The 24,909-nt window shown below is 38.2% G+C and carries 22 protein-coding genes; 8 read left to right on the top strand and 14 right to left on the bottom strand.

What is annotated here, in order from left to right; genetic code table 11:
• Positions 1–73: 73 nt before the first annotated feature.
• Positions 74–682: a flavin reductase family protein gene (locus GQR56_RS07075; RefSeq protein ID WP_166109812.1), complete on the bottom strand. Its 609-nt coding sequence runs from the start codon at positions 680–682 to the stop codon at positions 74–76.
• A 106-nt stretch (positions 683–788) separates the two neighbouring features.
• Between GQR56_RS07075 and GQR56_RS07070 the strand changes: the two genes are divergently transcribed.
• The 3 genes from GQR56_RS07070 to GQR56_RS07060 all read left to right on the top strand — a co-directional run bounded on the left by GQR56_RS07070 (position 789) and on the right by GQR56_RS07060 (position 3,405).
• The gene (locus GQR56_RS07070) at positions 789–2,330 is read left to right on the top strand and encodes a deoxyribodipyrimidine photo-lyase (RefSeq protein ID WP_166109809.1); all 1,542 of its coding nucleotides are present in this window, start codon (positions 789–791) and stop codon (positions 2,328–2,330) included.
• Positions 2,331–2,332: 2 nt separating this feature from the next.
• Positions 2,333–2,467, top strand: a complete 135-nt coding sequence (locus GQR56_RS07065; RefSeq protein WP_166109805.1) for a DUF2256 domain-containing protein — start codon at positions 2,333–2,335, stop codon at positions 2,465–2,467.
• Between the two features lie 500 nt (positions 2,468–2,967).
• The gene (locus GQR56_RS07060) at positions 2,968–3,405 is read left to right on the top strand and encodes an OsmC family protein (RefSeq protein ID WP_008136991.1); all 438 of its coding nucleotides are present in this window, start codon (positions 2,968–2,970) and stop codon (positions 3,403–3,405) included.
• 84 nt (positions 3,406–3,489) lie between these two features.
• Here the strand turns inward: GQR56_RS07060 and GQR56_RS07055 are convergent, their stop codons facing one another.
• Positions 3,490–3,663, bottom strand: coding sequence for a 2TM domain-containing protein (locus GQR56_RS07055; RefSeq protein WP_231613090.1), 174 nt, complete (start codon positions 3,661–3,663; stop codon positions 3,490–3,492).
• Between the two features lie 231 nt (positions 3,664–3,894).
• Between GQR56_RS07055 and GQR56_RS07050 the strand changes: the two genes are divergently transcribed.
• Positions 3,895–4,671: an EAL domain-containing protein gene (locus tag GQR56_RS07050; protein WP_166109799.1), complete on the top strand. Its 777-nt coding sequence runs from the start codon at positions 3,895–3,897 to the stop codon at positions 4,669–4,671.
• A 48-nt stretch (positions 4,672–4,719) separates the two neighbouring features.
• Here the strand turns inward: GQR56_RS07050 and GQR56_RS07045 are convergent, their stop codons facing one another.
• Positions 4,720–6,207: a dipeptidase gene (locus GQR56_RS07045; RefSeq protein ID WP_166109796.1), complete on the bottom strand. Its 1,488-nt coding sequence runs from the start codon at positions 6,205–6,207 to the stop codon at positions 4,720–4,722.
• A 137-nt stretch (positions 6,208–6,344) separates the two neighbouring features.
• Here GQR56_RS07045 and GQR56_RS07040 point away from each other — a divergent pair, with 137 nt between their 5' ends.
• A complete protein-coding gene (locus tag GQR56_RS07040) occupies positions 6,345–6,536 on the top strand; it encodes a DUF2986 domain-containing protein (protein WP_024610949.1) in 192 nt (63 codons plus the stop codon).
• 2 nt (positions 6,537–6,538) lie between these two features.
• Here GQR56_RS07040 and GQR56_RS07035 read toward each other — a convergent pair whose 3' ends face one another.
• The 3 genes from GQR56_RS07035 to GQR56_RS07025 all read right to left on the bottom strand — a co-directional run bounded on the left by GQR56_RS07035 (position 6,539) and on the right by GQR56_RS07025 (position 11,320).
• A complete protein-coding gene (locus tag GQR56_RS07035; RefSeq protein ID WP_166109793.1) occupies positions 6,539–7,501 on the bottom strand; it encodes a TDT family transporter in 963 nt (320 codons plus the stop codon).
• A 215-nt stretch (positions 7,502–7,716) separates the two neighbouring features.
• Complete coding sequence (locus GQR56_RS07030) at positions 7,717–9,888, bottom strand: TonB-dependent receptor (RefSeq protein WP_166109790.1); 2,172 nt, start codon at positions 9,886–9,888, stop codon at positions 7,717–7,719.
• A 133-nt stretch (positions 9,889–10,021) separates the two neighbouring features.
• Entirely contained in the window at positions 10,022–11,320 is a 1,299-nt protein-coding gene (locus GQR56_RS07025; protein ID WP_166109787.1) for a PAS domain-containing methyl-accepting chemotaxis protein, read from the bottom strand.
• A gap of 360 nt (positions 11,321–11,680) precedes the next feature.
• Here GQR56_RS07025 and GQR56_RS07020 point away from each other — a divergent pair, with 360 nt between their 5' ends.
• The gene (locus tag GQR56_RS07020; RefSeq protein WP_166109784.1) at positions 11,681–12,880 is read left to right on the top strand and encodes an MFS transporter; all 1,200 of its coding nucleotides are present in this window, start codon (positions 11,681–11,683) and stop codon (positions 12,878–12,880) included.
• A gap of 57 nt (positions 12,881–12,937) precedes the next feature.
• On the opposite strand, the gene GQR56_RS07015 is transcribed toward GQR56_RS07020, so the two are convergent.
• From GQR56_RS07015 to GQR56_RS07000, 4 genes are all read right to left on the bottom strand, one after another.
• Positions 12,938–13,984: an NAD(P)-dependent alcohol dehydrogenase gene (locus GQR56_RS07015; RefSeq protein WP_166109781.1), complete on the bottom strand. Its 1,047-nt coding sequence runs from the start codon at positions 13,982–13,984 to the stop codon at positions 12,938–12,940.
• Positions 13,985–14,400: 416 nt separating this feature from the next.
• Entirely contained in the window at positions 14,401–15,114 is a 714-nt protein-coding gene (locus tag GQR56_RS07010) for a DUF1499 domain-containing protein (protein WP_166109778.1), read from the bottom strand.
• A gap of 108 nt (positions 15,115–15,222) precedes the next feature.
• Positions 15,223–16,563 (bottom strand): DUF1501 domain-containing protein, encoded by a 1,341-nt coding sequence (locus GQR56_RS07005; protein ID WP_166109775.1) that lies wholly within the window; start codon positions 16,561–16,563, stop codon positions 15,223–15,225.
• A gap of 10 nt (positions 16,564–16,573) precedes the next feature.
• Positions 16,574–18,481 carry a DUF1800 domain-containing protein gene (locus GQR56_RS07000; protein ID WP_166109772.1) on the bottom strand — a complete coding sequence of 636 codons (1,908 nt, stop codon included), beginning with the start codon at positions 18,479–18,481 and terminating at the stop codon, positions 16,574–16,576.
• 171 nt (positions 18,482–18,652) lie between these two features.
• On the opposite strand from GQR56_RS07000, the gene GQR56_RS06995 reads away from it, so the two are divergent.
• On the top strand, positions 18,653–18,868 hold the full coding sequence (locus tag GQR56_RS06995) for a hypothetical protein (protein ID WP_024610844.1): 216 nt from the start codon (positions 18,653–18,655) through the stop codon (positions 18,866–18,868).
• A 22-nt stretch (positions 18,869–18,890) separates the two neighbouring features.
• On the top strand, positions 18,891–19,715 hold the full coding sequence (locus GQR56_RS06990; protein ID WP_166109769.1) for an alpha/beta hydrolase-fold protein: 825 nt from the start codon (positions 18,891–18,893) through the stop codon (positions 19,713–19,715).
• A gap of 90 nt (positions 19,716–19,805) precedes the next feature.
• Here the strand turns inward: GQR56_RS06990 and GQR56_RS06985 are convergent, their stop codons facing one another.
• From GQR56_RS06985 to hrpB, 4 genes are all read right to left on the bottom strand, one after another.
• Positions 19,806–20,150, bottom strand: coding sequence for a hypothetical protein (locus GQR56_RS06985; protein WP_166109766.1), 345 nt, complete (start codon positions 20,148–20,150; stop codon positions 19,806–19,808).
• 119 nt (positions 20,151–20,269) lie between these two features.
• Positions 20,270–20,626, bottom strand: coding sequence for a hypothetical protein (locus tag GQR56_RS06980; protein ID WP_346775751.1), 357 nt, complete (start codon positions 20,624–20,626; stop codon positions 20,270–20,272).
• Between the two features lie 64 nt (positions 20,627–20,690).
• Positions 20,691–22,097 carry a hypothetical protein gene (locus tag GQR56_RS06975; protein WP_166109763.1) on the bottom strand — a complete coding sequence of 469 codons (1,407 nt, stop codon included), beginning with the start codon at positions 22,095–22,097 and terminating at the stop codon, positions 20,691–20,693.
• Between the two features lie 194 nt (positions 22,098–22,291).
• The gene (gene hrpB / locus GQR56_RS06970; RefSeq protein ID WP_166109761.1) at positions 22,292–24,718 is read right to left on the bottom strand and encodes an ATP-dependent helicase HrpB; all 2,427 of its coding nucleotides are present in this window, start codon (positions 24,716–24,718) and stop codon (positions 22,292–22,294) included.
• Positions 24,719–24,909 lie beyond the last annotated feature (191 nt).

Here is a 24,909-nt window from a genome sequence, read left to right as displayed (position 1 = left end):
TAACGTTTAATAAAACAACATTAACAATTAAAAGTGCAAACAATGTGCATTAAATAAGGTAAATACCTCTCTTTTACAACTCAGGGCGCTTTACTGTAAATTTATCTCTCGTTGTTGAATAGTAATCACCACCCATTCGACCCACAGTGTCTAAATGTGCAGGATCAATATAGCCATTAACAAGCACTTCATCGTCAATACTAATGCCAACGATGTCTAGCAGCATCATTTGCCCACCACCGGGTTCGTTTGAAAAAGTAATAACGTCACGTAGCGTGCACTCGTAACGTACTTTCGAGCCAGCTACACTTGGAACTGCCACCATTTTGCTATCAACTTTAGCTATATTTGCAGCGTCAAACTCACTTACATCACTTGGATAATTAGCACAGCTTTGATTCATTTTTTCAACTAACTCATGACCTACAATGTTAATCACGCACTCTTTAGTCGCTAATAAGTTAATTAACGTGTCTTTAATTGCCTTATCGCGTGGATTTACTTGAGTAACGCTCAGTACCGGTGGATTACAACTTGCAATTGTAAAAAATGAATAAGGCGCTACATTAGCGACACCATCACTACTTAGTGTGCTTACCCATGCAATTGGACGAGGGCTAATACTACCAACTAAATACGAATAAACATTGAGATCTTTATTTGCGGTTAAATCTAAAAACATTACTTTCCTTATTAATACTTAAATACTAAATCGAAATTTTAATTAGCTACGTATACATGTAGTACTAAGCTAATTCATTTTCTCTTTTAAAACAATGTACTGATACATGAACAAAAAAATAAACATAGTCTGGTTTAAACGCGATTTACGCCTTAGCGATCATCAGCCTTTAAAAAATGCGTTCAACAATGAGCTACCTACCTTATTGCTTTACAACTTTGAGCCGTTGTTACTTAAAGACGCACATTACAATGAGCGGCATTGGCGTTTTGTATACCAGTCAATCGTTGATTTAAACAACCAACTAGCTCGATTTAATACTCGCGTTTATATATTTAATTTAAACATGAGCGACTTACTTGATTCATTAAAGGCACAATTTGAAATAGTAAATATATATAGCCATCAAGAAATAGGCTTAAACAAAACCTTTGAGCGCGATAAAGCTATTAAAATTTGGTGCCAGCATAACCACATTAACTGGCAAGAGTCGCAAACAGGCGCGGTTATTCGCGGTAAAAAAAATCGTAATAATTGGAACGAGCGCTGGCAGCAAACAATGCAAGCACCTATTGCTGTTCCTAATTGGAAAAACATAAAAACAATTACCCTCAACAACTACCAAGCACCAGCGCTACCAACTACCTACACGCAAGATCACGACAGCTTTCAACAAGGCGGTCCGCTGCATGCGCGAACTGTAATGCAAAGTTTTTTTGCCGAGCGTGGAAAAGGTTATCAAAAAGGAATATCGAGCCCAAGTTTAAGCCAAACACATTGCTCTCGGCTTTCCCCGTATTTAGCGTGGGGGAATATTAGCCTTAGGCAAGTGTATCAAATGGCAATTGATGAATATCATTCAAAACACCCTGATAAAAGAGGCTGGAAACGCCCACTAGCAGCGTTTGTATCGCGCTTGCATTGGCACTGCCACTTTATGCAAAAGTTTGAGAGCGAATGCTCTATGGAATTTTTAGCCCTTAATCCGGGTTATCATGTATTTCCGTACCGTGATGATGAACATGTGAAAAACGATATTGAACGTTGGGCGCAAGGTCAAACCGGTATTCCAATTATTGACGCTTGCATGCGCTGTTTAAAAGCCACCGGCTACATAAACTTTAGAATGCGCGCGATGCTTGTGAGCTTTGTAACGCATCATTTAAATATAAGCTGGCAGCAAGCAAGCTTTCCTTTAGCTAATTATTTTTTAGATTTTGAACCAGGTATTCACTACCCGCAAATTCAAATGCAAGCCTCAGTAACCGGCATTAATACCATTAGGCACTACAACCCAATTAAGCAGTCGGAAGATCAAGACCCAACTGGCGCATTTATAAAAAAGTGGTGCCCCGAACTTGAAAAACTCCCCATTGAATACTTACATCAGCCTTGGGAGCAAACTCCGATGGAAGCACTCTTTAATGACTTTAAACTAGGAGAGGATTACCCAGAACCCATGCTTGATTTAACCACTGCCTCAAAAGAAGCACGCGAGCGCTTATGGCAATACCGTGAGCGAGCCGACGTTAAACGCGCCATAGGGAAAATTCTTAGAAAGCACGTTGCAATTACACCAAAAACAAGCCAAGCGAAAAATAAAACTAACACTAAAAGTATTACTGAAAGTAACAGTAAGGCTAAGTAAGTATGGCGCACAAAAAACTAAACTTGCCTCAAAAAATATGCCCTATTTGCAATAAACCTTTCGCATGGCGTAAAAAATGGCAACGCGACTGGGATAACGTTATTTACTGCTCAGAGCGTTGCAAGCGTAATAAATAAAACCAAATCTTCTTTAAGAAAAAATGATTGACTACCAAATCATCTAAAAAAAATTTATTTACTCCTTTAAATAAATCTATAAATGACAACAACATAACTCAATTGACGAAACCGTCAACTAAATCATTGATAATAAAGGCTTTTATTTGATTTAAATCTACTATATGCTGTATTTTAATAATCAAATACAGGAGAAGTTTAAATGAATATCTCATTTAAAATTGAGGGTGAATTAACTATAAATCGAGGAGTGATTTTTTTATTGCTTCAACTATTCATTCCCTTATTTTAGTAATAAACACAGTTACATGAGGAGCCAAATACCTTTAAATTAAATATTACTATTTATAGATTTAATTTTTCTGTAGTTAGATCTCATGTAACTGGCGTCTATTTTGCAACATCATCAGTAATTAGTGCTTTAAGGCTTTTATTTAGACTTATTTTGTAAATAACGCCTATCTAGTCTGAAAAGCTTACATTCAAGCAAGGAGAAGATGATGACGATTAAAAAAACGGCAAGTTCAACATGGTCTGGCGACATTAAAACAGGCAAAGGTAGCATATCAACTCAAAGTGGCGCGCTTAATAAACAACCTTATGGTTTTAATACCCGCTTTGAAGATAAAGCAGGCTCAAACCCTGAAGAATTAGTAGGTGCAGCGCACAGTGCATGTTTTAGCATGGCGCTTTCACTTGCATTAGGTGATGCAGGCTTTACCGCAGATAAAATTGATACTAAAGCCACTGTAAGCCTTGATGAAGTAGATGATGGTTTTTCGGTGACGCATATTGCCCTTGAGGTAAAAGCGCGTATTGATGATATTCAAAATGAGCAGTTTCAAGCTTTATGTGAGCAAACCAAAAAGAACTGCCCTATATCAAAACTCTTAAATACCGAAATATCACTAGATGCGACACTTCAATCAGCATTTTAACTATTTAGACTTAACTATTTAGATTCAACTATGTAGACAGTTCCTTACTAAAAAAGCCAAGTAAGTAATTACTTGGCTTGCTTATTATAAAGAATTATTTTTAGGTTTATTCCAGCTCAAAGTACTTACTACAAGCCCTATTCCCATCCCAATTACTGGCCATACTATCCATATATAACTAGGCGAAGTTAGTAAATTTATAACGGTGAGTAAAGTTAAAATAAGTAGATATGTTTTAATTTTTTTGCCTAATGTCATTGTATTGCTCATTTTTATTCTCCAAATAATGTATGCCACTATTATTGTTTTAACAAGCACCGTGCACAGCTGCTAAATGTCATTAAATAGCATGACATTAGTCATTACTCCCCACCTAAAAATGTAGTTATTTATCATGCATCAATGCATAAAACCCAATACTTTAATCCGTTTGTGTTAGGCTCTAATTTCAACTAACCTTAAACAAATAAACATTAAAGGATGAGCTAAATGAGCGAAAAATCAAAAGATTGCGAAAAAGTTACGTGTAATAACTGTGCTGATGCTAACGATCTCGAATTTGATTTTTCAATGGCTTTTCAACCAATTATAAACTGTAAAACTAACCTTATTTATGGCTATGAAGCACTGGTTAGAGGTTTAAATGGCGAGTCTGCTTATTCTATTATTTCAAAAGTGAATGAAGACAACCGCTATGCATTTGATCAGCTTTGTCGTATTAAAGCCATTCAACTAGCCTCAAAGCTGGGCATAACATCAATGCTAAGCATTAACTTTTTACCTAATGCTATTTATAAACCTGAGCGATGTATACGCACCACACTAGAAGCGGCAAAAAAGTATAACTTCCCAATTCAAAATATTATGTTTGAATTTACTGAAGTAGAAAAAATAGAAGACACCGCACACATTAAACGCGTTGTTGATTACTATCAGTCTCTCGGATTTAAAACCGCCACCGATGACTTTGGTGCAGGTTATTCTGGTTTAAATCTACTGGCTGACTTTCAAACAGATATTATTAAGCTTGATATGGCGCTCATACGCGATATAAACAACGATAAAAAGCGTCAATTAATAGTGACTCATTGCTTAAATATGTTTCGCGATTTAAACATAACCCCATTGGCTGAAGGGATTGAAACCGTAGAAGAGTATATATGGCTTAAAAACGCAGGTGTTGAGCTTATGCAAGGGTATTTATTTGCCAAACCAAGCTTTGAAAACTTGCCTGAAGTAAATTTTGAGGACATAGGTGCTGATTAATACTCAACACCTATTATTTAAATCTTATTGAATCTAAGTACGCTTAAACTACATATTACCTAGCTCTATCATCATTGCTGTGTACATACGTAAATTAAGCTCAAGTTGCTCAATGGTCATAAATTCATGCTCTGAGTGACCTGTGTAGCGTTTACCTGGCATTGAAGGACCAAACGAGACTGCATTATCAAACAGCTTTGCGTTAGTGCCACCACCAATTGATACAAAGTCAGCTTTTTCGTCGCCCGTAAAATGCTTGAAAATATCAAGCAGCTTTTGTGCATGTGGCGCGCTATCAAGTAGCATAGGTGTGCCAATAATTGTTTCTATGTTGGCAAGCGTTACATTGTTAGTGGCTTGCCAATTAGCGAGCGCATCATCAATTTGCTTTTGTAATACAGCTTCGTCTTTACCCATAGGGCGACGTGCATTTACAGCAAGTGTTAGCGCATTACCATCGCGCTCAATAACTGTTGGTGCCACTGTCATCGGACCCATAAACTCGTGCTTATAGGCTATTTCGCCAAACTGTTTACCATGAATATCTAAACCAATTAACTGATTCACAAAGTCGATTAGCTCGCCGTCACTGTTATTTTCAAGCTCCACGCCTTTAAATAACTCAGCTAAATACGCAATTGCATTTATACCCGACTCCGGCTCTGATGAATGCGCCGACATACCTTTAACACTTATTGCTAAGGCATCATTTTGCTCACTAAAGTTAAACTCAACTTTATTTAATGTTTTGGCTTTTGCTTTTAATGTATTAATAAGTGCAGCGTCTGCATTGTGAAGTACTAAGCTGGCGTCTTCTGGAATTTGGCTTCTAAACGCACCGCCAGTTACATCCTTTACATATAAACCCGTTTGTGGCGATGTTGCATTAAAGGTAGGAGCAATTAAGCTCCAGCCTTTCTCGGCAACCACTACAGGATATGATGCATCAATCGTTACTGCATATTTTGGTTGCTCATACGTTTTCATAAATTTAGTTAGCGGACCCCAATCAGACTCCTCAGCAAGATAAATCATCAGCTCAATACGGTTATTAAGCGTTATGCCTTTATCTTTAATTGCTTTCATGGCGTAAAGCGCTGTTGCTATTGCACCTTTATCGTCTTCCGTACCACGACCAACTAATTTACCCGGCTCAGATGTATCAATAATAAAAGGACTTTGTTTCCATTTGCTAGCATTAGCAGGTTGCACGTCGCCGTGCGTTACTACCGTTACTTTTTCGCTTTGCTCGCCCATACCTATTAATACGGTGTACCCTAAATCTTGATAGTCAAAACCAAGCTCTGCGGCTTTCATTTTTAAAAGTGCTTTAAACCCAATAAAATCGGGATTTTGAGGAGCGGCAATATCGCTCTTATTAACGGTCGGAAAAGCCACTAAGTTAGTAAGTGTGTGTATTTGAGCATTTTGGTAGGTATTTACTGCGTAATCGGCAACGCTATCAATATTTTTATTTAACTGCGCATGAGCACCAAACGCAAATAAAGCAATACTGGCTAAAGCTAACTTTTTCAAAACAATTCCCATTTAATTAATAACTAAGAGCGGTAATTATAACGCTATGAAGCGCTTACTTATAGCTCTTTACGCTAAACACACAGGTAACTTAAGCTGAATATTTATATAGCAGCTTTTATGAGGATGGCTGTATAATGCGCGACTTAAAATTAACAGGGTATTTAATTGTGAACCGTCGTAAAAAAATCGTCACTAAATTTCAAAAGAAAGATAAACGCACTAACGCTAAATTGCACAAAGGCAATAAACCGTCTTATGTGTCAAAAGCTGAGCGCGAAAAACTAGCTGAACAAGAAAGTAATGAGCCACAGGTAATCCAAGAGTAACTTTACGTTACCTGTTGTTTTGATAATTTAAAGTGGCAAAAGTACCGACCACTTACATAACACACTACTGCCGTGGCAACTATAAGCTCAAACGTAGCTAAGTAATTAACTGCATCTACATATGGTATTGCGAGGTTTATACTTTGCATCCAATCAGTCATTTTAAATAATGCAGTTGCCCCAATAACCATTGGAAACGTAAAGGCAGCGTAGCTAGGCGTAAAAGGTCTGCGTAATAACTTTATAAATAACACATAAACAATCAGTGTTTTTATTATCGCTAATATAAATAATGCGCCCACTATAAAGAGTGATGGATTAGTTACAATATGAAAATATCCCGCTAATGTTAAACTGGCAGGCGCTGCTAAAATGGCAAGTGTTGGCTGTATTTCGTAGTCACTTTTTAATGCTAACAAAAAGCGATAAAACATAATTGGCAGCATTATAGCGTACGTTGATATACCAATAACTAACGTACTATAAGCTAACCACGCTAATGTCGGATTTCCCGAAAAAGTAATGTCTGCAATAATTATCCCCACTGGTGGCACAAACCAGCTAGGCGCCATATTTTCAAAATTAAACTTTTTTGCTCGCTGGTATAAAAAGCTCACCAAAAATGTGAGATGCAGCACAAAAGCTAAAACCCACATAATATCACCAGCCAATGGGTTAAATTGCCCAATTGAGTTTGAAATAACAAGATTAGCCATTGCAAATGTAGGGATCACACTTCCTGCAACTGGGTGTGCTAAATCGGCTTTTAATAAGTGAGGGTGCAGTAAAAACTTAGCAGCCAAAAGTAAAACTAATACGCCAGCTAGTACCGCTCCCAAAAATTGTCCTTGGGAGTTTAAATTAAAAACGTTTTCCCATGTCCATCCCATACTAGCAATACCCAAAGCTAAACCGGCCATAGCTGTTGGCGCACCCATCACTTTATTTTTAAATTGCTTAAACACTGTATTTCCTAATCATTGGGTGATGAACAAGTTACTGCTTTTTACTGCATTGCCTTAAAATAACGCTGTAAAATTAATACAAGCGTGTTTAATAGAACGCTTTTTGCGTACAAACATTTCATAAAAATAAGTTTACGGCTTAATTATTAAAGCGCAAAAAAAGCCATAACGTGGTTATGGCTTTTGCTTTATTTTAAATTTGAATATGAGGTTAATTAAAACGCGTAACTAACGCTTACATTAAATGAACGCCCCTGCCCTGCAAGTTGTTCAAACCCGTTGCTGCTATCTTGTTTAAGTGCCGCAATACTTACCCCCCCTAGCGGGAGTTGGTAGTACTCATCAAACACGTTACTCACTTCTGCGCTTAGCGTTAATGAATCCCATGTGGCTTTAGAGCTTAAATTAACCAGGCTGTAGCTGTCTGTTTGGTTTTCAAAACGATTATTATCTACACGGCTTTTAGTATCTACCCACTGCCAAGATAATGTATTGTCAAATCGACCTATTTGCTGGCTAATACCTAGCTGGGTTTGCAGTGGTTTAATTTGATAAAGCGGCTGGTTAGTATCGTCGCGCTTGCCTCTCGTATTAGTAACATTAGCGTGTAACTGCCAGTTACCTAATTGCTTAGATTCATAAATGTTGGCTGTTAAATCTATTTTTGCACCATACAAAATAGCATCTACATTAGTAAACTGAAAAATGTTACGCGCTGTATTGTCCAAGTCATAACTATTGAAGCTTCTTACAATATCAGCATCAATATAGTCACTCACATCTGTATACCAAACATTGGTGCTTAATCGCCAGCGGTCATCTTTAGCCGATTTAATATAAGTAGCACTTATTGTATGCGCTGTTTCAACGTCTAAATCAGGGTTACCAATATAGCCATTACCATCGCCATACCAACCAATCATGGTGGTTGCCATGGTGCTTACACCCCAACTGTATCGCTCGTATAAATTAGGCGCTCGGTTTTTACGGGCAAGACCAAGTTGCAGCTCATCATAATTTGTTATTTGGTAGTTAATTAATAAGTTAGCATCAACTATAGTGTCGGTTTTATCTCTGTCGCCAGCATTAAAATTCTCAGCAGCAATGGTATTATCTGTAGACGTATCCGTATCGCTCATGGTCATACTTTCCATACTACTCATGTCGCTCATATCGTCCATATCCGTCATGCTCATACCATCGTTGTAAGATTGAACCTCTCCAACGTGGGTATTAATACTTTCAATGCGTACGCCTGCGTTTAACCATAACTTTGTATTTACTTGGCTCTCAAATTCTGCAAATGCAGCTATTCGTTCTCGTTTACCGTTATTTATATTTACGTAATCGTCTGGTCCCATCATGGTTGAGCCTTCAATACCTGGCCACCAATCATCAATGCTGTAATTGTAATATTCTTGACCGATTAAAATGCTGCTGTTTTTATCAAGCGCGATACGCCATTTAAGCTGCGTACTTATATCTTGTGCATCGGTTTTCATTCGCATCATGCCTGTTTTTTCTTCACTGAAAAAACCCATTTCGTGCTTTACACTATGCCAGTTAACTTGCCCTTCAAGTTCGCTGTTTTCAAAGGAACGCTTGTATTGAGCTATTGCACCGTAACTGGTGTTATCGGTCATATCCATATACTGATTTGCAAATCCCTGATACGGGATTTTTTGATGCGTTAGCTTTATAACTAATTGCTGTTTATCATCGCGCATAGCTGCGGTTAAACTATGATTTTGTGCTCGATACAATGTATCTAATACTACATCGCCGTTACCGTCTTCATAACTATCTGCGTCACTAAACGAACCCTGATAATTAAGGCTAAACGTGTCACTTGCTAAACGTGCACCAACGCCAAGTTTACGTCCGTTATCAACGCTACTGTACTTTGCTGACACATAACCTGAGTGCCAACCTAATTCATTGCTATCGCTATACTGCGGTGAAATAGAATTAACGCTTATTACACCAGCAATATTATCGCCGCCCGCGCTTACTGGCGACACGCCTGCAACCACATTGTAAGACGTAATTTGATTAGCCGAGATATACGAAAGTGGCGGGGTCATATGATTAGCGCATGCAGCGGTTACATCTGCACCATCAACTAACACTTTAACTCTGTCGCCCATTAAACCATTTAAAATAGGTAGGTTAGATACGCCGCCCGCTGCTGAAAAGTCGACACCTAAATCACTTAATAACGATTCTGACGAACCAAGTGCTAAATGCTTATTTTGAGCATGTCCGTGTACTTCAATCACTTCTAAAGACGTATCGTCGGCAAATGCAAAAGGAGATAGCACACCGCTAATAAAAAGTGCGACAGGCGTTAGTAAATATGTTTTTTGAGTTTTGCTTTTATAAACCATTGTTAATTTATGCCACTGTAATAATTGGCGTAATTATATAATGAGTTGCAAAAGCAAAAGCGCGACATATTGTCGCACTTTATCAATTTAGAATGTTGTTAGGTGTGTTTAATCTAAAAGGTCATATAATAAATTAAGCATTTAACTTAGCGACCGTTTGAGAAACAATATCTGCTCCGCGTTCAATCTCTTTAATGACCTCAGATACATTAGCAATAAGCTCTCTTCCTTGCTTTGATGAATCTGAAACTGACGTTATTTGCTTTGATATATCATTAGTTAACTCTTGGTTATTTTTAACAACCGTTGCTATTTCATTAGTAGAACGACTCGTACTGGCTGCAAGTTGCCTTACTTCATCTGCTACTACCGCAAAACCTCGACCGTATTCACCAGCACGTGCAGCCTCTATGGCTGCATTAAGTGCCAATAAATTAGTTTGATCTGCAATGCTACTAATTGTAGAAACAATAGAGCCTATTACAGCAGATTGCTCATTAAGGTCTTTTATTAAATCTACCGATTTAAGTACTTGGCTTACAATTGCGTCGGAGTTTGCTATGGATCTTTGCAGTATTTCAGATCCTTTTTTAGCTGTTTCTACTGTAGAAACGGCCGATTCGTGTGCGATTGCAGCGGCTTCAGTCACTGCATTATTATTGTTTATACGATCAGTAATGTTTGATGCAAACTTGATGATTTTAGTTACATTACCTTTGCTATCTAATATTGGATTGTAAGTAGCCTCTAGCCAAATTTCTGAACCATCGGCAGCAATGCGTTTAAACTTTCCAGACTTAAATTGACCCTGCGCTAATTCATTCCAAAAGCGTGGATTTTTCTCATAAAACACTTTAGTACAAAACATTTTATGATGCTTACCTACAATATCTTTTAAGCTGTAACCTACTGTTGCTAGAAAGTTTTGGTTTGCTTTTAAAATATTACCCTCAGGGGTAAACTCTATTGCAGCTAATGCTTTATCGAGTGCGTTTGCAATAGCTTCTTGTGCCTTTCTTTGTACATAACTAGTTGTAATGTCAGAGGCTATTTTAATAACTTTGGTTACTACGCCGCGCTCTTCTACAGGAAAGTAAGTTGCTTCAAGCCAAAGCTTATCGCCATTAGCTTTGTATCTTAAAAATGATCCTGCTTTAGATTTTCCTGCTTTTAAAGCTTGCCAAAACTGGCTGTATTCGCTTGACTTTGCATATTCAGGCTCGCAAAACATGCGGTGATGATTACCAACTATTTGCTCTTTTCTGTAACCAATGGTTGTTAAAAACAATTGGTTTGCGTCTAATATTATTCCTTCAGGTGTAAATTCAATATAGGCCACATGCTTGTTAATTGCCGATAAAATAGATTGTTTTTGAATTAATTGAAGCTCCATTTCTTCAATTTTTGCGTTTCTTTTAGAAATACCAAACATATAAAAACCTTAAGGAGTGAATTAGTACAAAAATTAGCAAATTAATGTGATATCAATATGTAGCTGTACTGTAAATATAAGCTTTAAATAACCTTTCGGCTAATATTTAATATCTTATATATATATGCTTTATAAATAGTTTTTTTATTTTATAAATGTTAAGTAGTATTTTCTTCTAATTAACATTTTAAAAACCTAATAAAACCACTAATTTATGCATGACTCTGTACTTTTTTTAACTTAAAATAGCGCCCTCACAGACTACCCTCTCACACCAAAATTTAAGCATACACATAATATTTCCTATTCAAGATCTATTGTGCAGTTTCATTTTTAAAATTAAACCTTAAGGGATCATCTATGACATCAGATGTAACGTCGGCATCTAGTCAACTTAACAGAACCGCTATTTTACTCGTATTAGCGCTAGGCACATTTATTTTAGGATTATCTGAGTTTTCGATGATGCCTATGCTGCCACTAATTAGCGAAACATTTGGCTCAACACCATCACAAAGCGGCTACGCAATTAGTGCCTATGCTATGGGAGTTGTAGTTGGTGCACCTATTTTAATGTTAACAACAGCAAATATGAGAAAGCGCAAAGCATTACTCATTTTTATAAGCTTAATGTTTATTTCAAATGGGTTGAGCGCGATGTCAACTTCGCTTGAGCAACTTGTCATATTTAGATTTTTAAGTGGTTTACCTCATGGTGCATATTTTGGCGCGGCTATTTTATTAGCATCTGATATTGCCCCAAAAGGTAAGCGTGCTAGCTTTATGTCTAAGGTGTTTATGGGTTTAACTGTGGCCACTATTGTTGGTGTGCCTATTGTTACACTTGTTGGACAAAACCTAAGCTGGCGATACTGTTTAGCAGGCGCTGCCGTACTTGCATTTATTGCTTTTATTTTTGTTTATAAAGTTGTTCCAAATGTTGATAATGCTAAGCCATCTAATTTACTTAACGAATTTGGCGTACTAAAAAATAAGCTTGTGTGGTCTATTTTAGGCATTGTAATTATTGGTTTTGGTGGTGTATTTTGTATTTATACTTACATTGCAGATACTATTTTAGATGTAACAAAAACAGCGCCTTATACAATATCTATTGCAATGGTAATGTTTGGTATAGGCTCAACCCTCGGTAATTATGTACTTGGTAAAGCAGCCGATAAATCTGCAATTAAAACCACTGGTTTGGTACTTATTTGTACTACTGTATTCGCTTTTGCTTATGTAACCGCTAGCCATAATATTTGGATGCTTTATGCGGTAATATTTTTTATAGGTTGTAGCCTAGGTTTAGCCACACTTGTACAAACATTATTAATGGACGTGTCGCCTGATGGACACGCAATGATTGGCGCATTAGTGCAGTGCGCATTTAATGTTGCTAATGCAATTGGTCCTTGGGTAGGTGGAATTGCAATAGCGCAAGGTGCTGCGCCTAATCAAACGGGCTATGTTGCAGCCGCTTTATTTGTAGGTGGATTTATTATGTGGATTCTTAGCTACTTTCAAATGAATAAAAAGAGCATCGCTGCTGAGGTTTAATAACTCAAATAAAAAGAGCTGCATATTAGCAGCTCTTTATTAAATAGTTAGCGTTAACTATGCGCTTAACGATTCCATATCAATAACAAAACGATAACGAACATCAGAGCGTTCCATTCGCTCGTATGCTGTATTAATTTCGTCAATGTTGATCATCTCACACTCTGGTAGCACATTATGTTCACCACAAAAATCGAGCATTTGTTGCGTCTCTTCAATACCACCAATTAACGAACCGGCAATACGACGACGCCCCGTTAATAATGGTACTGTATTTACTTCATCTACCGGACCAACCTGACCAACAATAACTAAAGTACCATCTACATCAAGCAATGGTGTATATACAGATAGGTCGTGCTTTACCGGTACAGTGTCTATAATTACATCAAATGCTGACTGTGCTTTTTTCATGTCTTCGTCATTCGATGACACTAAGTAATGCTGAGCACCTAATTTAACGGCATCATCTTTTTTAGATTCACTACGACCAATAACCGTTACGCTTGCACCCATCGCAACTGCATTTTTAACAGCCATATGACCAAGTCCGCCTAAGCCAACTACACCCACTCGGCTACCTTTTTTTACGCCCCATTTATGCAGTGGTGAGTAAGTAGTAATACCAGCACAAAGCAATGGCGCAACGCGCGAAAGGTCTAAACTCTCTGGTACTGAAAGTACAAACTCTTCACGTACAACAACATGTTTAGAATACCCACCTTGGGTCATTTCACCTGTAATACGGTCTTTACCTGCGTATGTACCTATCATGCCTTCTCTGCAAAATTGCTCTTCGTGATTATCACATTGATCGCAACTTTGACACGAGTCAACCATGCAACCAACAGCAACAGTGTCGCCTTGTTTATATTTTTTCACGTCGCTACCTACCGACATGACTTTACCTACAATTTCGTGACCAGGCACTAGCGGATAATCACTGCCACCCCAATCGTTTCGCACGGCATGTAAATCTGAATGGCACACACCACAGTATAAAATTTCAATTTCTACATCGTTATCTCGTAAATCGCGGCGCTCAAAAGAAAACTCTGAAAGTTCAGAACCTTGACTTTTTGCTGCATATCCTACTGTTTTCATAATAACTCCATAGTTGTTAAAAATTTAAATCATCAACAGCATAGTACATAGCCTGTGAATAGAACCTGACAATATAAAATAGGCACAAAAAAAGCCCAAACAGTGTTTGGGCTTAATCGTTAGTGCTAGGGCGTGTTGTTCTTTGTGGATTGAAATTTGTTCAATCTAGGGGGGATTTAATCGCGGCGCGAGGTTTGTAACCTAGCGGGCTAAGTAAAAACCGAGCAACAAAGAGTTAATCGTCCCTAGAAAGAACCCAAAGGGCAGCGCATGTTTGGTATTTATGCTGCGTTATCTCCTATTTATGGGAAGTAACCACACTACATAGGCTCTGCCTTGCCTAAAAACCAAACATACTGCTGTAAATTCACCCACGAAAGGTCAACACGCCCTGGTAACTTAGGCGCTAAATTTAGTTATTTTGTCAGTACAGCATTTAGCTCATTAATTAATGTATGAATGCGCTCTGCATTTTTTCCTAAATCACTACGACCAACGCGCGATTTACTACGAATATCAACAAAACGTTCACTGCCTTCATCATTAATACGCACAACTACATCGTCTTTAAAGCCAAACCATGCTGTTGTTTCTGTTGCCTCAACAATGCCTTTACTTATATCTGTATTTACTAACTCCCAACCTAAGTTTTGAACGGCTTGCTCTGTTGCTTTAACAAGATCTGTTTTTGATTGGGCAAAGTTAAGTGTTGCGAGTTCTGGGTAAGCTTTACGTTGTTGTACTGCGGTTTCTTCACCTGCATATTCCACAGGATTTGACGCATCAGCACGAAGAGGGGCAATAGCTATAAATTCCGGCGGGTTAACTAAATCGGTAGAAATATCATGAATTGGCGGTACACTTTTAGCTGTGTTCATCATATTTAAAGGCATTGCAATTGCTATCGCCGAAAATATAACAGCAGTTGCAGCACTACCAAGTGTGACTGTTTTACGCATAAAAATAACTTGCACTAAAAGCAGTAAAAGCGCTGCACCACCAGCGTAAACACCAAATTTAAAGCCAGTAAAAGCAGTACCTAGCTCTACAACGCCAAACTTATACAAAGGACCCGGTAACAAAACCAGTAAAAAGGCGATTAAGCTTACAAGGCTTACTAAAATTTTCATTAAATTGCTCCATTATTATGTGTGATTATTATTTTTCAAACAGCCTAGTGCGACTAGCCGACTACTTTGTACGTTAATAAATGTTTTTGGATTACCATTAGCGGCTAATTAAACAAAAAAGTCCAATGTTGTTTGATCAAAATTATTTAAGTTAGGGAAAATATCAACAAGTTCTGAACGCGGTACGCCAAACCATTGAGCCAATGTAGCAAAATACTGCTCATTAGCTACTTGTGGTATTAAACGCCCATCACCTGTGTCTTGCGGTCCATCTAAATGTTGAGTTAAAAGCTCACCATATATATCACCACCCTTTACAGCACCACCCATTACTATTTGGTTTCCTGCCCAACCATGGTCAGTCCCATCACCATTAGAGGTAAGTGTGCGACCAAAATCCGACATAGTAAACGCAGTTACCTTGTCGGCAACATCAAGCTCTTTCATAGCACTATCAAATTCGCTAAGCCCTTGGGCTAACGTACTTAATAATGCAGGGTGTGTATCAAGTTGATCATCGTGCGTATCAAATCCACCCATAGATACAAAAAACACTTGGCGCTGAGTACTTAATTTTGACTGCACACTAATAGTTTTAGCTACCGCAGCTAATTGCTCTGATAAACTCGTATCACTAAATGACGTAATTAGCTCAGGCGCTGTTTCGAGTGCATTGTTCATCGCTTGGGTGTTATTAATTGCCGACTTAAAACTATTAGCATAAGCACTGCTAAGCGGGTGCTGAGTATTGCCCATTATACGGTTCATTATATTGGTTACGTGATCTGTACGAGGCTGGTAGCCACCAAATGCATTAATTTTACTGATTCCACTTTTGTTAAGTGCAAATGCTTTAGTTTGACTACCCGTTTGCCAAAGGTTTGTGCCATCAAGCGATATATTAGCGGCAAACTGATCTTGCTGATCTAAACGCTCCAATAAACGTGCGCCCCAGCCACTATTTAAAGACTGTTTTTCACGTCCATACATCCACGACGCCTGCTGATCATTATGCGAAAATAAATGCTTGGGAAGCACCACTGTTTTATTTTTATAATCATCAATTGTTGTAGGAGCAAGTAAAGTGCCAAGCCCGCCAACAAACGCTAAGTTAGAAGAGTCAAACACACTTTTAATTGGTAAAAGAGAAGGATGTAACCCTACTCCACCAGCAAATACAGTTGTACTATTTAGTGCAATAGGCGAAGCAACTGCAAGGTTTTGCCTGCTCTGTTCATACAAATTACGCTGCTCGCCCTCTAATGGTACTAGCATATTAAGCGAGTCATTTCCGCCATATAAAAATATACATACCAAGGCTTTATAGTCGCCCAGTTCAACGGCATTTGCCGAACCTGTTAATGCTTGAAGTTGTAAACTAGTTAACGCCGCTGCCGATACGCCACCTTTTACACATAACGACAAAAACTGTCTTCTATTAATGCTCATTATGTCTCTCCTAATACTGCAAATTAAATTCAGGTGAAATAGCAATCATATAAAGCAAATACGATACCCGTTCTCGATATTGGTCATCATCAAAGTACGCATCTAAATCAAGCAATGCTTGGCGAGTGTCGGCACTCATTGAGCCTGCAAAATATAAAACGTTGTACTCATCAAGCAAGGTATTAATACCCTCCTTTTTTAAGGTGTTCATATCATTTTTAATATATACGTATAATCCGCTTGAGTTTAAATCGTTATGCCCCTCGGCTGCGCTCCATACTAAGTCGGCAAAGTGCTCATTCATGGTGCCTATTAGCGTCGCATCGCCTGCAATTTGTAATTCGGGGGCTACTAATTCATCATCACGTAATTGAGCTGGCTGGTAATCGGGTCTAAAAAAGTTAAATACCGATGACGAGCGCATTGGTCCTTGTCCGTAGTTATCAAACATATTCCATGTTCTGTAATATCCCTCTAAAGACTTTGCATCGAGGTTACGCCAAAACTGCACTGTTTTTAATAAAGGCTCTTTTAGCTTCCCCTGATAACTTAAAACTGAGCCAAAATGGCGTGCTTCGTCATCTAAATAAATTGCCTTAATAACAGCGGCTAAATCACCACGCACACCATTACCATTATCGTTAAACACATTCGCCACTCGCTCAATATATTGAGGTGTTGGGTTTGATGTAATTAAACGTTGAATTAGCTGCTTAGTAATAAATGGCGCTACATTGGCATGATTAAATAAATTATCGAGCGCTATTTGCAATGACTCTTCGGGCCCGTAACCCTCAGGAATAACTTCATCGTTTAAAAGTGTTTTTTGCTTACTTGAATGGTACTCACTAAACGCTTCCATCGGCTTTATATAATCACGACTTTTGCGCTTAAATGTTTCGCTACCGGCAAATGTCCAACCAGTAAACACCCGCGCAAAGCCTTCAATTTGCGACTGACCATAAGTGGCAATTGTATTACCTTGTGCATCAAGCTTTGCAGTTCCGTCTTGGTTTAGCTCTTCAAGCCCGATGGTAAATAACTGCATTACTTCACGTGCATAATTTTCGTCTGGGCGAATGTTAAGTGCATCGTCTGCTTTTTCGTTACCTAAATGGCTTAAATAAGTACCCATAATAGGCGAAAGCGTTATATCTTCTAATAACTCTCGGTAATTACCAAAAGCATTTTTAAGTAATAAATCGTAGTAGTTAACCATACCCTCAGGTTGAGAACTCAAACCGCTATTTGCATCCGACACGACTAATATTTCGCTCAGTGCAAATGCAACCCGCTGACGAAGCTGATCGTCACTGCGTAGCGTTGCTTTCCACCAACCATCAATACGGTTGATATACCTAAATTCATCCTCGCCTTGGCTTTTAACTAAATAGCCACGATGATACTCAATGGGTAATGCAATTTGGCTTTCAAGCCATTGCTGCTCACTTAATCCTTGGGCTTTGCGTATTTCGCTAAGTTTTGGTCCCATACTGCCTTGATGCAGTAAACGTGCTGCAGTAAATTCGTCCATCGAGTTTCTGGCAACAAAGCTAACCGTTTTAACATTAGTTGCACCTTCGTTGTCGGTTGCCGTTACGTTAAAGGCATACTCTCTTGGTGCATAACTCAACGCAGGAGGAAGGTTTATTGTTACAGTGTTTGCGCTTATTGGTTCATCAAGTACTTTGAGCCCAGCAGTTTGCTCCCAGATAACACTTGTAATTGTGCCGTCTTTATCACTCGCTGTTGCAGCTAATTGAATAGTTTGGTTTTTGGTTATATCGTTTTCAATATTCGCTATTGATAAAATGGGGATTTTATTTCCGTTAATGGTTGGCGTATCATCTGTGCCAGAACCACCGCAAGCACTAAGTAATAAAACAGAGCTTGCCATTAAAACAAATTTATAATGCATGTAAAGTCGTCATCGTCTTTTAATAAAGGTACGTTAATGTGTACCGAGTTTGATGCATTTATTGAAACACAAAATTTACAATTAAACTCTTTATTTTTTGTAACCGAAACTTAAACACCCCTCAAAAATACGCAAACTGTGGGGTTTAACTTAGCCAGAGCCTTATTATTTATGAAAACAGAAATTAGCTATCGTTTTGAATCCTCACAAGTTGCTAACCGATTTTTACACGAGCTAAAAGACTGGTCGGTAAACGACGTAAAAACGCGTCTTTTTAATGGTGGCGACAGCGTAAAAGTTATGTATGAACACGATGAAAGTGGATTTGATTACACAATTACAGAGCTTGATGACTTAGCCGAAAAGCACAGTGGTAAAGAAGTTTAAAACCAATAACTAAAGGTACTTAATGATAAATATAATTTTAAAACCATTCGTAATAATATGCTTATTAATGAGTTCTTTTGGCTATGCAGAGCACCTTGAAACTGAGCCATTTAGCATCGGCGAAATCTTAACCTTTAATTCGGTAACGCTTGACCAGCAGCGTACTATAAATGTGTATATACCTAATAGTTACCAGCAAAATTCAAGCAAACATTACCCCGTCATTTACTTACTTGATGGCTCAAAAGATGAAGACTTTATTCATATTGCAGGGCTAGTACAGTTTGCCTCTTTTTCATGGATAAACCACATACCCGAAGCTATTGTTGTGGGTATAGCAAATATAGATCGTAAGCACGACTTTACCTCCCCTAGTAATAACGCACTCGATTTAAAAGATTTGCCAACACACGGCGGCTCAAAAAAGTTTATTAGCTTTATAAATGACGAGCTGCGCCCACTGATCAATAAAAAATATCGTACCAACTCAACAAGTACTTTAATTGGTCAATCGCTAGGAGGTTTGCTAGCTACAGAGATTTTATTTAATCAACCTGCAATGTTTAATCATTACGTAATAATTAGCCCTAGCTTATGGTGGGCCGATAATGAATTACTGAATGGACCTTTTGAGCCAACTACCTTTCCACAGTCGGTTTATATTGGAGTAGGTAAAGAAGGAGAGTTAATGGAAGGATTGGCAAAGCAATTACATAAAAAAATAGCGCCTATTCTTAGTAATAAAAGCCAAGTGCAATTTGGCTATTTTGAAAACCTAGACCACACCGAAACACTACATTTAGCCGTATATGACGCTTTTACAAAAATTAACTACCATTCAAAATAGTTAATTATGAATAGCTTTACTATATAAAAACGCCAATGATGCAGCGCATCATTGGCGTAAAATTATATTTTTAATTAACAAAAACTGAAATCATTCCTCTACAGAAAATTCCACTTTTGATGAAGACGAACTAGCAAGCTCCAATACTTCATAATAATTTAAACCATCTATTTTTTTGCCAATAATAAAGTAATTCATTTCGCCCATCATGGTCGGGTCGCCCATAATATCTTCTACGCTTTGCACGTCAGAAAATTGAATTGAGATTAAGGCGCCTAAAAAGCGCATTGAATCTTGAGGCTTTAATGCTTTTAAAACTTTATTAACTCCCATTTGAGTTGACTCTGGTGTGGAGCCATCAAATCTAAAATCACTTTTTGTACTAACGCATGCACTAAGCATTAATATTGATAGTGCGATAAGTAAATGTTTCATATATATCCTTATTTGTTTTATTAGTTATTAGTTATTCGTTTATTCGTTTATTCGTTTATTCGTTTATTCGTTTATTCGTTTATTCGTTTATTCGTTTATTCGTTTATTCGTTTATTCGTTTATTCGTTATACTTGCGGATCATCGCCACTTTGCCGTTTTCAATTTCGATCACTTCCAGCATTGTGGAGGTGTACTCTATTGGCTGCTTATTTTGCGGGTGAATACCTTTTACATAGTTTTTATAACGAATAGCAAAGCCTGTATCGTTAAATACGAATGTATTAAGCAGTGTGCTTTCAAACAACGAGTGCGCACCTAAGTAAAAACTCATACCTTTGCGCATCTGCTTTTTACCATCAGGAGTACGTGAGTCATCCGGTTGATACGGAATGTGCTGATTGCCAATATCATCGGTTAACAATGCAAGGTAAGTGTCCGAATATTGTATAAAGGTAAAGTAGTGCTGAGATAACACGTTTACAATGAGTGTTCCCTCAGCAAGAAATTTAAATAATAATAAAACTAATAATTTTAAGTAATTACTCGACTGAAATCCTTACTTGAGTACTCGTTGTACTATCGATAATTCTATTACCTTCCAATGGTGATGAGTTAGGATTGTTCGACTCATAAGGTTCAATCTCTATACTACCTTGAGATGCAACTGCACTCATACCAGCTCCTCGAACTCGCCTTACGTAGCTATAATTTTTTCCATCTTTATATTCCATTTCAAGTTTATAACTCCCACCCACCAGTTTTTTAAGTATTAGATCACCACCAAAGTATGGTTCTCCATTATCACCATTACTAAGAGTGTATAATTGGCACCCCTCATATAAGTATGCACCGGCACTATAATTATGATTAGTCATATGTAAAGTTTGAATTGTTGCATTCCCATTTGGACTTATTTTCAATTCACTTAGCTGTCTTGCACCTTTAGTTGGATTAAATGATACGGATTCTGTCATTAGCACTCGTAAACTACCATCACAATCCGTTATTATATCTTTTAGATAAATTGTTAAACCTCTAAATTCACTATCGTAAACTAAGCTATTTACAGAACGTGTAGGCAAAGGACTACCGACACTGGCGACCTGTTGATTCTTAACATTTTTCCACGTCAACCCATCTGTTGTTTTCAGGACAAAAACATTGGCTCTATTATCTAATAAACCATTAGGATGATAATTATATGCTGTATATAACGTAGAGGTAGATTTGTCATACCAGCTAACTTGATAATGACCACCCTCCACTAATTTATAAGGTTCTGATCCCTCTTTGTTAACCCAAATAGTTCTATTAGTTATTGAGCCTGTCTTTTCATAACGAGTAAATAATACTACCTTCCCAAAGCCAGTATGATGTAATTGAGGATAAGACTCATTTTGCGGATTACTTTCCCCCCCCTCAATTCTTTTCATAACCACTGAATGTGGTGCAATCGATTTGTAAACATAACCACTTCTAAGATTATGTAGCAGACCTCTAGAGCTAACATGTATTGATACATAACCCTCCTCATCAATATCAACAACCGCATTCATATGAGCATCGTGCCATTTTTCTTCAGTATGTATTAGTACTTTAGGACCCGAATCCTTAACTAAATATATCCTTAAAGCTTTATCTTCATAAAATATATTGCCATTTTGAGTGTTGTCACTGAAAACTTCATAACGATGCCCATCCTGACTTACTGCAGCTGGAATATGCTTGTGCGTGTATGTACCAGTTGCCCCACAGTACTTGGGGATGCCGTTTAACAGCTGTGCACTGCCACTACTTGAACCATCGCTATATCTATGAGCTTTGTTTAAACAGAAAAAACTACTAGTAAGCCCAGTATCTTCAACTACAACTGTTTTAGCTCCTGCTTGTGTCGAAAGCAAAAAAAATATAGCTAACTTTGAAATAGCTAGACTTTTAAATTTCATTATAAATCCTTTATTATTTATTAAATTTGAAGTGTTTTGTACCCAAAAACATATTAATGCAGTTACAAAAAACAATCAAATGTTAAAATACATTTATATTTATGTTTATTGAACTGCTTTTATATAAACCCTGTAATAATTAAACACTTCATTTCAACACAAATAAATGAGCTCATACTCGAAGTAACTAACATCTACATTTTGCTTTTCACTCTATTGGTTGCAACGCTGTTGGCAGGGTCGTCTGGCCAAAAATGCTTAGGGTAACGACCTTTCATTTCCTTTTGCACATCGCGGTAACTGCTAGCCCAAAAGTGCGCTAAATCTTGAGTAAGTTGCAGTGAGCGTTTACCTGGCGATAGCAACTCCATAAGCAGTGGCAGTTTACCGTTGGCAAGCATAGGCGTACTGGTCAAGCCGTAAACTTCTTGCATACGCACGCTTAGCTTTGCGGGGCCATCAAGCTGGTATTCTATTTTTATATTTGAGCCACTTGGCACCGTTAAGCGCAGTGGTAACAGTGCTTTTAACGCTGCTTGTTGTTGCCAATCAAAACAGTTTTGTAATGCTTCAAAGTAGTTAAACTTTTTAAGCTGCGTGAGCGTTTTAATATCTTCTAAAAACACACCTAGCCACTGCGTTGCATTTTGAATAAGTTGTTGCTCATTTATTTTTGGGAATTTATCGGGCATTAAATTACTTGCTAAGCTCATACGTATCAGCAATTGCTGCGCATCAGGTTGCTCGTTAAATAATGCAAAACCGTGTTTAGCAAATAAGTTAAGCCACGCTTTAGCACGCTCGCTCTTATCTAGTTTTTGTTTACTAGGTTGGCTGGTGAGTGTTATAGCCCCGAGTTTCACTTCATCTTGATGAATAAAACGTGCTGATTTTTCGTCAAACTCACAGCGAGTAAGTTCACTAAATAAATGCGGTAAAAATTCTTGTAACTCAAATGGGTTAAGCGCAGTGGCTGTAAATATACGCCCTCCTTTGTGCCCGCCCATGGTTGCTATAGCTAAGTAATCGTCGTTGTGCCAGTAATCGGCATTTAACTCAGCACCTGCACCATTGGCGAGTAAATAACCATTACCGCGTTTTTTAGCAATACGATCGGGGTATGCCAATGCCACTAGCAAACTAATATAATGCGTATTTAATTCGCTGTTTTCGTCTTTTACTTTTAAACGGCTTTGCCAATATTTTAACTGTTGCTTAAATACCGGATGCGGACGTTGCTGTTGGCTATGCAACGCTAAACTCAACTCGTTTGCACTGTTTACTCGGCTCTCAAGTAATGCCACTAAATAAATAGCGAGCCTAAAAATACCAGGGAGTTGGTCATCAAGTATTTGTGCTTTTAATAGCATATGTGCCAAACGAATATCAGCACCAAATCCTAATATTTTACTGCCAAGCGGTGTAAGTTTACCTTTTTTATCAATAGCTTCTAGCATGTTAAGCAGGTTACTTGCTTGCTCGCCTTGTTGCTCAGTGGGTTTATCGAGTAAGGTTAGCTCATCAATACTGGCTCCCCACTGCTTTGCCTCAAGCATAAGTTGGCTTATGTCTGATGTGAGTATTTCGGGATTGTCGTGACTATTACGTCGCTCAAAGGTTTGCTTTGAGCCAATTCGATAAACAATGCCCGGCTCTATTCGTCCTGCACGCCCTGCACGCTGCACAGCAGACGAGCGCGATATACTTTGTGTTGTGAGCTCAGTAACACCTGTTTTTAAATTAAAGGTCGCTGCACGGCGCTTGCCGCTGTCAATTACAATGCGTATGCCTTCAATAGTTAAACTGGTTTCGGCTACATTGGTGGTAAGCACTACTTTGCGCATGCCGTTTGGTGCAGGAGCAATAGCAGCTTGCTGATTAGCTTTATCTTGCTCGCCAAATAGCGTTGCGACTATGCAGTTACTGGGTAAATCGTTCAGTGCTTGTTGCACACGTAGTATCTCAAATTGCCCAGGTAAAAACACCAATGCGCTGCCTGTTTGCTCATTAAGTGCTTGTTTTATTATGGTAGGAATTGCATCAAGCCAACGGCTTTCATCTTTTATGGGTATGTATATTTCGTCTATTGGGTAGCTGCGACCGCTTGATTGAATTACAGGGCAATCAAAAAACGCAGTGTAACGCTCAGTATCTAGCGTTGCCGACATAAGCATAATGGTTAAATCTTCACGCAGTGCACTTTGGGTCTCGAGCGCAAAGGCAAGTGAGGTATCGGCTGCAATTGAACGCTCATGAAATTCATCAAATATAAGTAAATCTATATCGCTTAATTCGGGGTCGTTTTGCAGCATACGCGTTAGCATGCCTTCGGTGACTATTTCGAGGCGCGTATTAGCACTTACTTTACTCTCGCCCCTAATCCGCAAGCCCACACTTTGCCCAACACTCTCGTTTTGGCACTTTGCTAAATAACTGGCAATATTACGTGCAGCTATTCGGCGAGGCTCTAGCATTACAATACGTTTAAAATGCCCGTCGCGCATAAGCTGTAACGGCAACCACGTAGATTTACCCGCACCAGGCGGCGCTTGTAATAACGTAATAGGATTACTTTGTAATGTAGTAACGAGTTGTTGATATATGTCTTGAACAGGCAGCACAGCTATTTACCCTAAATTGCTTTGCAGGCATTGTAACAAAAAACCAAAGCCTAGCTGCGGTTGATGTTTATTAATAATTGCTATTAACTACCCGATACTAGGGCGTGTTGATCTTTGCGGTATAAAAAACAAACAGCATGAGGATGAGGTATAATTGAATTCGCTAAAAAACGTTACACCGAACCCTCATG

It is taken from the genome of Pseudoalteromonas sp. Z9A5 (assembly GCF_011378875.1).
Taxonomy (GTDB): domain Bacteria; phylum Pseudomonadota; class Gammaproteobacteria; order Enterobacterales; family Alteromonadaceae; genus Pseudoalteromonas.
This window is presented reverse-complemented; position numbering and strand designations above follow the sequence as displayed.